Origin of the sequence: Photorhabdus sp. P32, assembly GCF_038085095.1 — a bacterium.
In the GTDB taxonomy this organism is placed as follows: Bacteria; Pseudomonadota; Gammaproteobacteria; order Enterobacterales; family Enterobacteriaceae; genus Photorhabdus; species Photorhabdus luminescens.
This window is the reverse complement of the sequence record NZ_JAZGJN010000282.1, coordinates 68,891-84,613: the sequence shown is the minus strand read 5'-3', so window position 1 is coordinate 84,613 and position 15,723 is coordinate 68,891. Positions and strand designations below refer to the sequence as shown.

The 15,723-nt window shown below is 51.3% G+C and carries 5 protein-coding genes (1 of these 5 running past the window's edge); 4 read left to right on the top strand and 1 reads right to left on the bottom strand.

Annotation, left to right across the window (positions count from 1 at the left end):
* From tssI to V2H77_RS23685, 4 genes are all read left to right on the top strand, one after another.
* A partial coding sequence (gene tssI, locus V2H77_RS16915) for a type VI secretion system tip protein TssI/VgrG (RefSeq protein ID WP_341499736.1) occupies window positions 1-1,227 on the top strand: 1,227 nt, incomplete at its 5' end.
* A gap of 2 nt (window positions 1,228-1,229) precedes the next feature.
* Window positions 1,230-2,588, top strand: a complete 1,359-nt coding sequence (locus V2H77_RS16910) for a VRR-NUC domain-containing protein (RefSeq protein WP_341499735.1) — start codon at window positions 1,230-1,232, stop codon at window positions 2,586-2,588.
* A gap of 15 nt (window positions 2,589-2,603) precedes the next feature.
* A complete protein-coding gene (locus V2H77_RS16905; RefSeq protein ID WP_341499734.1) occupies window positions 2,604-3,755 on the top strand; it encodes a DUF3396 domain-containing protein in 1,152 nt (383 codons plus the stop codon).
* 34 nt (window positions 3,756-3,789) lie between these two features.
* Window positions 3,790-3,972 carry a hypothetical protein gene (locus V2H77_RS23685; protein WP_445935549.1) on the top strand — a complete coding sequence of 61 codons (183 nt, stop codon included), beginning with the start codon at window positions 3,790-3,792 and terminating at the stop codon, window positions 3,970-3,972.
* Window positions 3,973-4,680: 708 nt separating this feature from the next.
* On the opposite strand, the gene V2H77_RS16895 is transcribed toward V2H77_RS23685, so the two are convergent.
* Window positions 4,681-15,723, bottom strand: the final stretch of a protein-coding gene (locus V2H77_RS16895) for a non-ribosomal peptide synthase/polyketide synthase (RefSeq protein ID WP_341499733.1). Its footprint extends 25,362 nt past the window's final position; only the last 11,043 of its 36,405 coding nucleotides appear in the window; its start codon lies off the right edge, out of view; it ends in the stop codon at window positions 4,681-4,683.

Genomic DNA, 15,723 nt, shown 5'->3' with positions numbered 1-15,723 from the left:
CCAATCGCCGCCATGAACGCCCGCTGGCAGGTGATCTCGGTCACGCATCATGGGTGGCAACCTGTCGCGTCAGACGACGGGGGCGAAGGGACAACCCTGACAAACGAGGTCGCCTTTATTCCCGGTCATCAGGACTGGCGGCCGCCTTATCGCTACAAACCGCTGGCGGACGGTGATGAAGTCGCCACGGTGGTCGGGGTGGGAAGCGAAGAGATTTATGTGAACGAACACGGCGCGATACGGATTCATTTCCACTGGAACCGTTACGATAAAGCGGATGACGGCGCTTCTTGCTGGGTACGGGTGGCACAGGGCTGGAACGGCAACGGTTTCGGTTTTATGGCGATCCCTCGCGTCGGGCAGGAGGTAATAGTCAGCTATCTCAACGGCGATATCGACCGCCCGATTGTGACGGGGTGTACCTATAACGGCCTCAACCGCCCGCCGCTTAATTTGCCGCTGGAGAAAACCCGTACCACCTTTAAAACCCGGACTCACGGGGGACAGGGATTTAATGAACTGCGCTTTGAGGATGCCAAAGGAAGCGAGGAAGTGTTTATTCATGCTCAACGGAATATGAAAACGCAGATCCTCTGGGATAAAACCGCGCAGATAGGTAATGACCAGAAAACAGAAGTGGCGCATAACCGCACGGCGATAATTAAAAACGATGATGATGAAGCCGTACAGGGCTTCCAGACGTTTGAAGTCGGTCAAAATCAAACGGTGACCATTAAAGGTCAGCAAGCCGTTTCCATTGGTAAAAGTCATCAACTGAACATCGCCGATAACCAGCAAATCACCGTGGGTAAACATATCACAGTGCACTCTGAAAGCGGGCAAATCATCATTGGGAACGCAGGCGGGCAGATAGTCATTGACCCGATAGGCAATATCCGTATCGAAGGGGTCAGCATCACGATGACCGACCATATCACCGGCAAGAAATCCGCCGGTGCGCTGTTTGACTACTCCGCCCGTTATACCCTGCTCAGCGAGCAAAGCGATAAGCCGTTGGTGGATGTCCCCTACACCATTACCACTGGCGATGGTCAGGTCATCCCGGGTAAAACTGACGCGTTGGGCAGAACGATGACGGTACAGAGTGCGGCAGAAGAAAATCTGCAACTGAGTTCACCAGAAAACCCACCTAAACCGAAGCAAACCTTATATCAGGCCAGTGATAACACACCGGTAGAGCATGTTATGGAATTTACGGAGGAATAAGTATGGCAATATCCAACAACGGCAAGATGTGCCCGGCTGTCACATCAATCACCTGTACGATGGAAATAGGGGTCTTTCCTGCTGATGAAGATCCCTATTATCTGGCGAGAAAAGCCGAATACGCTCTGCGCCTGCCGGCAATGATTGTCACCAAACTGGGCGCTATTCGCTTTCTTAATCAAGTCATTATGAGTGGGTTGATTAAGGTTGAGGAGCTTAAGCATGACTTTCTATGGCCCTATAAAGCGGAAGTAGTGTTTGCTATCAGAGGAGAGCAGGATGTCCCCTTACCCATGCTGGCGACCAGCCAAAACTCTAAACAGCGTTATGGTGATAATTTACCGCAATCCAGTAATCCGTTTGCCCGGCCTTCTGCCGAAGACGCGGAGAAATTTGGGATTAAACGTATTCGGCGCCCCGATATTATTCTGGTTAGAGATGAGGCTCTTCGCTGGCCGGGCAGAAATGCCACCTACTTCGATGGTTCTGTGCACCCTGATAATTTAAAGATGTTGATTGAGGTGAAATTTCCGGGAGATGATCTTTCTGACGATCAAGAAAAGGATTATATCCAGATTGCGACAGAAAAACGTTTTGGTGTAATGCGCGTCATGGATAATCGCACTGAGGAGCAAAAACAGTACGATGAGGCGTGGCGAAAACATTATCAACCCGGTTCCCAACACTATAAAAACCCCATCCCACTGGCCCCGCTGCCGCCCGGTTCGCCGCCTGATGACGAAGCTTTACTCACCCCTCCCGCAGAGGGTGTGCCGGGGACCATTCCGCAAACCCTGACAAAAAATCCACCGCTGCTCAGCACTTCCCGCTGGTCGTTTTTACCCAGCTATGAAGACTGGGTTATCCTCGGACAGGAGGTGGCTGGTCTGGCTGAAAATGGGTTGAATTATGTCCGAGATAGTACCCGGGAGCTCCTTGCCCAGTTTGGTATCTGGTTCAATCAAGCCGGTAAGTGGGTGTGTGAAGAAATTATTGATCCGGTCACTCATCAAGTCAGCTATGCGTTTTCCTGGGTTAATGAACAAACGGGGAAAATCGTGACCTGGACTGAAAATGAGATAAAAGCCCGGTGGCAAACCGTTCAACAGGGCTCAGATATCACTCTGGAAGAGCTGAAAAACATTAGCTGGATGCAAATATTAAAAGAGGTGGGTGAAGGCATGCTGGAATTAGTTGTAATTATTGCCGGCGTTGCCGTTGTTATCCTGGTCACCGTTGCCGTCGCTGCCGCGCTGATTGCACTGGTGGAAATTTTAGCTGCCGCTGCCGCAGTTAGCGCCGCCGCGTTAACCGCCGTCCTGGCAATATTGGCGAGTGTGACATTCGCCACCGCTTCATAAATTAACGGAGAGAATATGGATACTTCAGATTACTTTTCCCAGTTGAAATCACAACTGACCGCGTTTACCTTCCTCAATGGCGATGGACTGACGGTTTCTCGTCTGGGTCTCTCGATTACTCTGTTTTTTAAACAAGGCTATACCCAGGAGAAAAAACAGCGCATTCTGGCCTGTTATCGTCGCTTTCGTGAAGAATTTGGTACTCACCTGCGTTTTCATCGTCATTCACTGAAGGGATTAAAAAAATATTCCCCGGAAAATATTGCCAAAGTCGAAGAAGGTATTCTTAATCGGAAAAAAAACCAGCCCTCTAGTTGGGTAGTCAGTGACGCCAAAAATCTCTATGAAGCCCCTCGCTATCTGATGCGTTACCTGGATTCCGATGAAGCTGATGGTGACGATGGTAGCTCTTACCTAAGCCTCACACTGCCTTGGGATTATCTAAAAGGGCAAGAGGGTATGACCCAGTTTATGGGCTGGCTGGACTTTCTGTGTGAACAACTCGAACCGGACAGTGGGGACTGTGGCTACAGCCTAGTTATCCCCAGAGATTACCATGACTACTTTCCCTTAGAGTACCAGCTAGCGCAACGTTATCCCTCCCTGCAAGTCAATTCTGCGGTTCATACTGCGGTATTACAGTATGGGCATTCTATCCGGGGCATTAACTGGATCACCTTACTGTCCAAACGCTTTGTAAACCGACTGGGTGGGGAGTTCTGGATACGTCATGTGCTGGCCCGCCACCTCTACCCGGATGTGGTGATTACGCCTTACTCCAATGGTCTGATGATCCGGGCTGGTCAATACCCGGACTTAACGCCACTGCCGGGCAGTGTCCCGGAGAGTTATTTTGCTATTAACCAACTGATACGTCCGATACGGGTCATTCCCCGTGAAGGCCATTCCCTGCATTTTTATGGCGCTGGTCATTTTAATGATATTTCCACACAAGCCTGGTATGCCCGTTATGACCGGGGACCGCTACAGGTGACGCCTTTGAAAAGTAACCATCCGGCACTGGTCAGCGGGATCTGGCAAACCGATAGCTTGCCCGGTCGGCAGTACTTCTTTGCTCAAGGGGCGATGGCTTTTGATGTTGAAGGCGCAGAGACGGGCACAACTGTATGGCATCTGATACGGGAAGCGGCAAATATGTGGGAATAACAGATTATCCACCGCCTCATAATTGACGGAGAAAATGATGGAAACTGTAGATTACTTTGCCCAGTTGAAATCACAACTGACCGCGTTTACTTTCCTCAATGGCGATGGGCTGACCGTTTCTCGTCTGGGTCTCTCGATTACCCTGTTTTTTAAACAGGGTTACACCCAAGAGAAAAAACAGCCTTGTGGTTGGGTGGCGATGATAGCTCTTACCTAAGTCTCACACTGCCTTGGGATTATTTGAAAGAATAGGATGGTATGACCCGCTTTATGGCCTGGCTGGACTTTCTGTGTGAACAATTCAAACCGGATAGTGGAAACTACATCCCGTTTTCTATGAAGATGAGGTGGATATTGATTTCAACCCGAAAATCGGAGCGGACTGGTGTTTCAAAGGACAACAAAAACGGGTTATATTTAGATTGTTTGCAACAATTTAACCATCCATCGTCTTATCTTAACTATCAATTTATTATTTTTTAAATAATTTCCATTGGCAACACACTGAATTTCATCATTAAAAGTGGAACAGTTATCTGTATTTATTATATATGCACGCTAAACCAAATTATATTTTTTCTGCTATATATTAACACCAAAAAATATGATTATTTTCAACTTTATATTAACTCTTATTAATTATTCATAAAAACCAATATCACACAATTAAATATATTTTTATATAACAAGAAATCAGACTTAGATTAAATTCTAAAAATAAGAAAAAATCCGGTATAAATAATATATACCCTATGGATTTCGAGATGCATCGCGGCGGCAAGGGAGCGTATCCCCGGGAGCATAGATAACTATGTGACCGGGGTGAGTGAGTGCAGCCAACAAAGAGGCAACTTGAAAGATGACGGGTATATACCGGATTATCATATCAAGGTTAAATTATTCAGAACTTCTGACTATATCAGTATTACGATGTCTCTTCATCACAACTGATTACCAGCGCCCTATTCAAAGCCTGAGCTAAAGCGGTTTTATTCTCATCATCCTCCAATAAACTAAAATGGTCACCCGGTATCGCAATCAGCTCAAGCGAAGTATCAGACATTATCTGCGCCCAACCCAACGATGGCTCCATGCTCACTGACTCCGGTTTTTCATCCGTCATAAAAGAAATAGCAGGAGAAGGTTCTACCGCATAGAACTGATGCAGCGTTATCGCTAATGCTGGCGGCTCATAATCCGCAACTATTTGCGCGTAACGCTCGATCTGCCCCCAACGTTTTGCGATCACATCCGCATGCAGATTTGCCGGATATAATGCCAATTCTTGTGCTGCTTCAATAAACTGCACAAAATTCAACTCATCGATTCGACGGTATAACTCCGCAATCTCTTCCGCGCACTCCTCCTCCGACTGTCGAGCTAGTTCAATAAAGAACCGATATTTAGGTTGCATGATCTGTTCCCCTAAATAATGCGGCGCAGGCGCATCAATCAACCCCAAGAAATTGACCATTTCACCCGCATTCAAAAGCTGCTGAGCAATAGCATAAGCCAATATTCCACCAGAAGAGTAACCACATAGCCGATAAGGGCCTTCCGGTTGGACAGCCTTTATCAAGGTGATCATTCTCGCCGCTTGCTGCTCCATCGTTACCATTGGCTCTTCATTAATCGACGGCCAAGGTAGCGCATAAATCGGATGGCCCGATGGGATATGTCGGGCCAGTCCAAATACATAGGAATAATCCCCCATGCCGCTAGGAACAAAGAATAGCGGCAACCCTGTCCCATCCAATCGCACCGATACAGCACTGTTTTGCGGTTGAGATAGCAAATCTGAGGTAATTTTCGCGGCCAGTTCAGCCAACACCGGGAATTGGAACACAGCATTCAATGTGCAAACCAAACCCCGACCGGCAGCAAGATTTATCATTCGCATGGCAAGCAGTGAATGCCCCCCCAACGTGAAGAAGTTGTCATACCGGCTTATCTGCTCAACCCCTAGCAACTCACACCAGATAGCCGCCAATGCAATTTCCGTTTCCCCTTGCGGCGCTTCATAAATCTGACGGGCAAACGCTTCATTGTCCGGAGCTGGCAAAGCCCGACGATCCAATTTACCGTTCGGCGTTAGCGGAAATGCATCCAGACGCACAAAAGCTGATGGCACCATATAGTCAGGTAAAGTTACACTCAAGTGGGTACGCAGGTTATTAGCTAGCCCTTCATCCGCTGGCACCACGACATAGGCAACCAGCCGTTGGTCTTGCCCTTGCCCCAATGCCAACACCACAGATTCGCTTACTGCCGGGTGTTCCACCAATCGAGCCTCAATTTCCCCCGGTTCAACGCGGAAACCGCGGATTTTCACCTGCTGGTCGTTACGGCCCAGGAATTCCATATTGCCATCCGGCAGGTAGCGGGCTAAATCCCCGGTACGGTACATACGAGCGCCCGGCTGATCACTAAACGGATCAATCAGGAAACGTTCCGCCGTCAGTTCAGGACGATTGAGATAACCCCGTGCTACGCCAGCTCCCCCGACATACAATTCGCCTGTTACCCCTAACGGCACCGGCTGACCGTATTTATCCAACAGATAGAGGGTTAAATCCGAAATACGCGCGCCAATAGGACTGGTCGTCTGTTCCACATCATGCGGACTCAGTTCCCGATACGTCACATGAACCGTCGTCTCCGTGATACCGTACATATTCACCAACTTTGGCGACGTCTCTTCACGCAGACGATACCACGGCCGTAACATTCCCGGATCGAGGGCTTCTCCCCCAAAGATGATATAACGCAACTGATCCGGTAATGGATTGGCGACATAACTGGCAATAAAGGCTTTGAACGCGCTCGGCGTCTGATTCAATACGGTGATACCGTGCTGACACACGAATTGATGCAGCTCTTGAGGAGAGCGAGCGATCGCGTGCGGCACCAGAACCAGTTTAGCGCCGTAGCGTAACGCTCCCCATAATTCCCATACCGAGAAGTCAAACGCGATGGAATGGAACAGGCACCAAACATCTTGTCGGTTAAAGTGATACCAGGATTCAGTCGCATCAAACAAACGCTGGATATTACGATGTTCGACCATCACCCCCTTCGGCGTCCCTGTCGAACCCGAGGTGTAAATTACATAGGCCAGATGCTGTGCGGTTAATGCCGGCACCTGTGGGTTACTATCCGGCTGATCAGGCAAAATATTAGGGTCGAGTACCGTCAGCTCAGTCAACATTTTCTCGCCCAACGTACTACGTCCGATATCATCCGCCAGCACAATAGCCGGGGCGGCATCAGTCAGAATATGCGCCAGACGCTCACCGGTATAAACCGGGTCCAGCGGCACATAGGCGCCGCCGGCTTTCAGTATTGCCAATACCCCCACTATCATTGCCGGTGAACGCGACACACAGATCGCCACTCGCTGATCGGGCACGACGCCCAATGCGATAAGCTGATGGGCCAACCGGTTAGCGCGGGTATTTAATTCCGCATAACTGAGAGTCTGATCTTCATGCACTAATGCTATCGCGTCAGGGGTTTGCTCTACCTGTTGTTCAAACAACTGATGAATACACAATGCCTCAGAATAGGCGGTTTCCGTGGCGTTCCAGTTTTTCAGCAACAATGTACGCTCTGCTTCCGGTAGAATGCTCAATGTCCGTACCGGTGTTTCCGGGGCCTGCTCCAGCGCTGCCGCCAAACTCTCCAATGCCTGTTGCATATAACCGCATACCCGTTCCGGCTCCAACGGCTGGGCAACTTGAACGGTCAATCCCAAAGATTCGCCAAAATCCTCTACCGACAGCACTAACGGATAATTGGTTCGCTCCTGCGCATCAAGGAATTCAATACCATTTACAAGTTCATCCAACGTTGCTGAAAATGCATTATGTCGATAGTTCAACAAGCTGCTAAAGAGGGGGATTTCACCCTGCACACCACTGCAACGCTGAGCCAACGCCAGTGAAGCGTGTTCGTGTTCCAGTAATCCGGCCAGTCGGATATGGGCGGCCTGCACACTCCCCCGTACCGGGGTATCATCAATGTCCAACCGCAGCGGCAAGGTATTGATAAACAGCCCCATCCCATTGTCAGCCCCTTCTCCCGCCGCCATGCGCCCAAACAGCACGGTGCCGAACACCACTTGTTCTTGATCGCTGGTACGCGCCAACACCTGCGCCCAAGCCAAATGACACAATGCCGCCAGACTGACGCCCAAACGCCGAGCCTGACTACGCAAACGATCATTCAATTCCGGCGCCAGCATCCGATGGGATTCCGTCACCTGTGAACCATCACGATGCACCTCCGTCAATCCGAATGGCAGAGTCGGTTCATCCACCTCCGCCAACATCTCGCTAAAGAAACGGGTATGTTCCTCCTGACTCATCCCCAGCCGAGCTTCAGCCACCAAATTACGGAAAGAAACTGGGGAAGGCAGGCTCTCCTCCTGTTCGGCAAGATACGCCTGAACCTCACCGTTCATCACATCCATCGTCGTATGGTCGCCAATCAGGTGATGCAGCAATTGCAATACCATCCAACGACCATCAGCCTCCTGCGCCACCACAAACCGCAACAACGGAGCTTGATTCAGGTCAAGACGATAATGACGAGGATTAAAACGTTGAGCCAGTTGATCACAAATCGGTCCATCTGCCGGGTCTAACGTCAATTCAGTGACCGATAAAGGCGCCTGACGCCAGACTACCTGAGCCGGCACAGATAACTCTTGCCAGACAAAGGCGGTACGCAGAATATCATGGCGATCAACCACTTGTTGTACTGCCGCCAGGTAACGGTCCAGTAGCGTCCGATCAGCGAAGACCACCTGACCGGCTAACAAATAGGGATCACCTTCGTTTGCCAGTAAGTGGTGGAACAAAATGCCATCCTGCAACGGCGACAGGGCATAGATATCCTGAATGTTGCTCACCCCACCCGGCACTTGTCTGACAATGCGGTCAATGTCAGCCTGAGTCAAATCAATCAGCGGCAACATCGCTGGCGTCAGGGCCGTAGTTGCCGAAGTGATGACGTTAGGCGGCACTATCACAGCCTGATGCTGTCCCAACGTTTGCGCCAGGTCTGACAGCACCGGCGATTGGAACAGATCACGCGCCGTCAGTGTCAATCCTAAATGACGCAAGCGCTCAACCATCCGTATCGCAAGCAACGAATGACCACCCAAGGCAAAAAAGCTGTCGTACCGGCTTATCTGCTCAATCCCTAGCAATTCACGCCAGATAGCCGCCAGCGCTATTTCTGTTTCTCCTTGAGGCGCAGCGTAAACTTGGTGGACAAAGGCGTCACTGTCCGGTTCCGGCAACGCTTGATGATCCAATTTACCGTTAGCAGTCAATGGAAACGCATCCAGCCGCACAAAGGCCGACGGCACCATATAGTCAGGCAAAATAGCACTCAGATGGGCACGCAGACTGCTCACCAATCCGTCACGGGCTTCCGCCGCCACATAGGCCACCAGTCGTTTCTCCTGCCCTTCGCCTCGTACCAACACCGCTACCTCACGTACCGTTGGGTACTCTGCTAACCGAGCTTCAATTTCCTCTGGCTCAATGCGGAAGCCGCGGATTTTAACCTGCTGATCATTGCGGCCCAGGAATTCCAGATTGCCATCCGGCAGATAACGGGCCAAATCCCCGGTGCGGTATAGGCGAGCATCTGGGTTATCACTGAACGGATCAACAAGGAAACGCTCAGCGGTCAATTCAGGCCGATTAAGATAACCACAGGCCACTCCATCGCCCCCAACATAAATCTCTCCGACCGCTCCTAACGGTACTGGCTGACCGCAAGTATCCAACAGATAAACCCGCGTGTTAGCTACCGGTCGGCCGATCGGGATACGGGCCGCTCCGGGCGCTAATGCTGTGATACGGTATGTGGCCGTAAAGGTGGTGCCTTCACTCGGCCCATAGCCATTTAATAGCTGTTGTGGCGGACTGGTATTCAGTACCTGACCGATAACATGGGGATCAAGGGCATCTCCGCCAACAATCAGGCATTTTATCTGTGGAAGAACCGGAGACAGCGCCGCTGCTAACTGGTTAAACAATCCGACACTCAACCACAGAACAGTGATTCGCTGAACCTGTAAAACTTGTACAAACGCCTGCGGCATCAACAAAGTGGCATGATCGACAATCACTAACGAACCACCATTGAGCAACGGCGCCCAAACTTCAAATGTGCTGGCATCGAAAGCCGGATTAGCGGCAAAAGCTACCCGATCATTCGGTTCGATTTCAGCATAGCCATTATTGATAACCAGCCGGACCACCGCACGATGCGGCACCAAGACCCCTTTAGGTGTCCCGGTAGAACCGGAGGTGTACATGATATACGCTAACTCAGTGCTGGAACGCGGTAAGTCAAGGTTAAAGCGATCCTCTTCGTGGCCCATGTCTGTCTCATCCGAGAGACGAAGCAACGGTACAGCCAAGTTAGCCGGAATATCCGCCCGTGTATCGGTGAGCAGTAACTTAGCTGAACAATCACTTATCAGCCAGTTTTTCCGCTCATCCGGCACACTGGGATCTATCGGCACATAAACGGCGCCGGCTTTGAGAATCGCTAATTGGGCTACCACCAGTTCTATCGAACGCGCTAGCAAGAGCGCAATATGATCACCGGGACAAACGCCTTGCTCGATCAATTGACGAGCCAACCGGTTAGCGCGGATATTTAATTCGGCATAACTAAGCGTTTGCTCTTCATACACTAATGCTATCGCGTCAGGGGTTTTCTCCACCTGTCGTTCAAACAACTGATGAACGCATAATGCCTCAGGATAGACGGTTTCCGTGGCGTTCCAAGTCTCCAGCAACAACTTGCGCTCCGCCGGAGAAAGAATATCAATTTCCCTGACCGGCTGCTGGGGATTAGCTACCATCGCTTGCAGTACTGTATGCAGATATCCCACCTGCCGCGCCATTGTCGTTGGATCAAACAGGGCGGTAGCATAACTTAATGCCCCCACGATCCTGCCCTCCTCTTCTGACAAGCCCAGTTCAAGATCAAACTTGACAACATCAACGGCTTGATCAACCGGTGAAACTACCAATCCCGGTAATCCCCACTCCGTGTTCTCATTATTCTGCCAGACAAACATCACCTGGAATAACGGGGTATGCGCCAGTCGGCGTGGCGGTTGCACGATCTCCACCACCTGTTCAAATGGTAAATCCTGATGCTCCTGAGCTGTCAATGCGGTTTGCCGAACTCGCGCCAGTAATTCCGTCACAGTCAATTCATCCGATAAATCCATGCGCAACGCTAACGTATTGACAAAGAAGCCAATCAACGGCTCCACTTCCTGATGATTGCGGCCGGCGCTCGGAGTGCCGATTACCACATCGTCCTGACCTGACAAACGTGACAGAACTACCGACCAAGCTGACAACAACGTCATAAATAAGGTGACGCCGTGCTGTTCACTCAGGCGTTTAAGGGCGGTCGTTAGCGCCACATCCAGGTTAATCGGCACAACCTGCCCGGCAAACGACTGCTCCAACGGACGAGGCCGATCTGTCGGCAAATCCAGCAAGACTGGCGCATCAGCCAACATGGCACGCCAATAGTCAGACTGAACCTGAATACGCTCAGCCGACAACCACTGACGCTGCCAGGCGGCGTAGTCCGGGTATTGAATCGCCAACGGCGGCAACGGATCGGATTGTCCGTCCATAAACGCCGTATAGAGTGTGTTCAGTTCCTGTATCAGCACATTGGCAGACCAGCCATCGGAAATTATGTGATGCAGGGTCAGCAAAAACTGATATTCGTCATCAGTGATCCGGATGAGAGCAGCACGGATAAGCGGGCCGCTTTCAAGATCAAATGACGCATGGGCTTCCTCCACGCTCAGACGCTCAAGAACAACATCAGCATCTGGTATCCCGCGCAGGTCATATTGAGATAACAGTAAGCCGCTATCTGGTTCCAATAGCCGCACTTGCGGCTGACCATCTACAGAGACAAAGACAGACCGTAACGCTTCATGACGGGCAAATAAGGTATCCAGCGCCTTTTGCCAGGCCATAATATCCAACTGTCCAGATAAACGCAGGACCATTGGGATATGATACGTTTCACTGACACCCTCAAGCTGGGCCAAAAACCACAAGCGCTGTTGAGCAAATGACAACGGTAACGCTCCATCACGGGATATCGGCAAGATATTATCTGGTTGACCCGGCCGAGCCTGCATAACCTCAGCAAACGCCCTCAATGAAGGAGTCTTAAACAGGGTGGTTAATGGTAGTTCGATACCCAAAGCGGCTACCCGGTTCATCACCCGCACCGCCAACAATGAGTGACCTCCCAGAGCAAAGAAATTGTCATATCGGCTGATCTGTTCAATTCCCAAGATTTCACGCCAAATCGCCGCCAGAGCCATTTCCATTTCTCCTTGCGGCGCTTGGTAAACCTGACGGGCAACGGCTTCATTGTCCGGCGCTGGCAGCGCTTGACGATCTAATTTACCGTTCGGCATTAATGGCAATGCATCCAAACGCACAAAGGCCGTCGGCACCATGTAATCAGGCAAAATAGCTTGCAGGTAAGCACGCAGACTAGTCACCAACCCCTCATGGGCTTCTGCCACTACATAGGCCGCCAGCCGTTTTTCTTGCCCTTCCCCTTGAGCCAATACCACAGATTCACTCACCGTCGGATGTTCCACCAACCGGGCTTCAATTTCCCCCGGCTCAATGCGGAAACCGCGAATTTTAACCTGCTGGTCATTACGGCCCAAGAATTCCAAGTTGCCGTCCGGCAAATAACGGGCTAAGTCCCCAGTGCGGTACATCCGGGCATCCGCCACATCACTAAACGGATCAATCAGGAACCGTTCCGCCGTCAAGTCTGGGCGATTGAGGTAGCCACGCGCCACTCCCGCGCCGCCGATATAAATTTCCCCCGCCACGCCCAACGGTACCGGTTGACCATACTCGTCCAGTAAGTAAAGGCAGGTGTTGGCTATCGGACGACCAATACTTTCAATGATCCGGTCACCCCGCTGTATCGGCAGCCAGGCAGAATAGGTTGTCGTTTCAGAAGGTCCATAAAGATTACACAACCGCTGTATTTGCGTTTCTGCGAAAATCTGCTCAATTAAGGCGCTCTTAAGCGGTTCCCCCGCCAGATTGACCGTATGAACCGACGCCATCAGCGCCTGAGCCTGCAATAACGGTTTCATCGCCGATGGAACTGAGTTAATCAAAGTCACCGGCAGAGCATGCTGCATCAATGACAAGGCATCATCCGCCAGATGAATCGCCGCCCCACGAGACAACGGCATAAAACACTCAAAAATGGACAGGTCGAAATTCATCGATGTTGAGAAAAGCACCTCGCGGATCTCTTCGGTTTCAAAAGCCTGCTGAGCCCAGTACAGGAAGTTAACCGTATTGCGGTGCTCAATCATCACCCCTTTGGGTACTCCTGTAGAGCCGGAAGTGTAAATCACATAGGCCAGATGACGAGAAGTCAGCCCAGATGCCTGTGGATTACTGTCCGGCTGATCAGGCAAAATATTCGGGTCCAGTACCGTGAGTCCAGCCAGCGCTTCCTCGCCCAGTGCAGACCAGCCAGCCTTATCCGCCAGCACCATAATGGGGTCAGCATCATACAGAATATGTGTCAGACGCTCGCCAGGATAAGCCGGGTCTAGCGGTACATAAGCCCCGCCCGCTTTCAGCACCGCTAACAACGCCACCACCATTGCCGGTGAGCGTGTCACACAAATCGCTACCCGTTGGTCAGGTACAACGCCCTGTGCGATAAGTTGATGAGCCAGACGGTTAGCACGGGTATTTAATTCGGCATAACTGAGGGTCTGAGCTTCAGACACTAACGCTGTCGCATCAGGAGTTTGCTCCACCTGTTGTTCAAACAATTGATGAACGCATAACGCTTCAGGATAAGCGCTTTCCGTCGCGTTCCAGGTTTCCAGCAACAGAGTACGTTCCGCTTTCGGCAAGATTTCCAATGCCCGAACAGGCATGTCCGGCATTTGCTCAAGGGCATCCACCAGACTTTCCAGTGCTCGCTGCATATAACCGCATAGGCTTTCCGGATCAAACGGCTGTACTACCTGAGCCGTCAGCCCCAGAGATTCGCCAAAATCCTCCACTGATAGCATTAACGGATAGTTAGTCCGCTCCTGTCCGCCAATAAACTCAATACCCCTGATGACGTCATCCGGCGTTGCCAGCAAGGTATTATGCCGATAGTTCAGCAAGCTATTAAAGAGCGGGATCTCACCCTGCACACCGCTGCAACGCTGCGCCAGCGCCAGTGACGCGTGCTCATGTTCTAATAGTCCGGCGAGCCGAGCATGGGCGGCCTGCACGCTGCTCCGTACCGGGGTCTCATCGATATCCAGCCGCAACGGCAAAGTATTAATGAACAGCCCCATACTGTTGTCTGTCCCTTCCCCAGCTTGCATACGCCCAAACAACACGGTGCCAAACACAACATTCTTCTGACCGCTGGTACGCGCCAACACCTGCGCCCAAGCCAGATGACACAAGGCCGCCAGACTGACGCCCAGATGTCTCGCCTGATGACGCAAGCGGTCATTTAACCCGGCGGGCAACATCCGGTGAACTTCCGTCACTTGCGAACCATCACGATGTACTTCCGTCAAACCAAACGGCAGGGTCGGTTCATCTACCTCCGCCAGCATGTCAGTAAAGAAACGGGTGTGTTCTTCCTGACTCACCCCTAACCGGACCTGAGCCACCAAGTTGCGGAAAGGCGTCGGCACAGGCAGACTATCTTCCTGACCTGTCAGGTACGCGTGCACTTCGCGGTGCATCACTTCCATCGTTTCGTGGTCACCGATCAAGTGATGATGCAATTCCAGTAACAACCAATGACCATCCGTTTCCTGTGCGACCACAAAACGTAACAACGGCGCTTCGCTCAGGTCGAGACGATGATGACGCGGATCAAAGCGCCGGGTTAACTGTTCACTGACCGGGCCATCAGCCGGACTTAGTGTCAATTCCGTCACCGACAATGGAGCCTGACGCCACACCACCTGCGCCGGAACTGACAATCCCTGCCAGAGAAAAGCGGTACGCAGAATATCGTGCCGATCAATTATTTGTTGAACCGCCGCCAGATAACGATCCAACAACGCTCGGTCAGCAAAAGCCATCTGCCCCGTCAATAAATAGGGATCACCCTCATTTGCTAACAAATGGTGGAACAAAATGCCATCCTGCAACGGCGACAGGGCATAGATATCCTGAATATTGGCGATCCCCCCCGGCACCTGCCCAACAATGTGGTCAATGTCAGCTTGGGTCAAATCAATCAGCGGCAACATCGCCGGCGTCAGCGCCGTAGTATCCGGTGTAATACAGTTATCAGGCACTTGAATTTCATTATGCTGAACCAGAGACTGCGCCAAAATACAGAGTGTTGGATGCTGGAATAACGTTTTTACCGATACACTCAGACCGATACGCCGCAATCGTTCAATCATACGGACAGCAAGCAGCGAATGACCACCAAGCGCAAAGAAGCTGTCATGCCGACTAATCTGCTCAACACCGAGTAACTCACACCAAACAGCCGCCAGCATCGTTTCTATCTTCCCTTGCGGAGCTTCATAGATCTGACGGGCAAACGCCTCCTCTCCCGGCGCCGGCAACGCCCGACGATCCAACTTGCCGTTCGGCGTCTGTGGTAAAGTATCCAGCCGCACAAAAGCGGCCGGTACCATATAGTCAGGTAAAATTGCGCTCAAGTATTCACGCAAGCGGGCCGCCAACCCCTCATTCGCTTCTGCCGCTACATAGGCGACCAGCCGTTTGCCTTGCTCATCCTCCCATACCAACACTGCCGCCTCTTGCACCGCCGGGTGTTTCTCCAACCGGGCCTCAATTTCCCCTAGTTCAACCCGGAAACCGCGAATTTTGACCTGATGATCGTTACGCCCCAGGAATTCCAGACTGCC

Excerpts from the sequence above, each read along its gene's own strand:
- V2H77_RS23685 (WP_445935549.1), top strand. The coding sequence starts at position 3,790 with ATGATGGAAACTGTAGATTACTTTGCCCAGTTGAAATCACAACTGACC.
- V2H77_RS16910 (WP_341499735.1), top strand. The coding sequence starts at position 1,230 with ATGGCAATATCCAACAACGGCAAGATGTGCCCGGCTGTCACATCAATC.
- V2H77_RS16905 (WP_341499734.1), top strand. The coding sequence starts at position 2,604 with ATGGATACTTCAGATTACTTTTCCCAGTTGAAATCACAACTGACCGCG.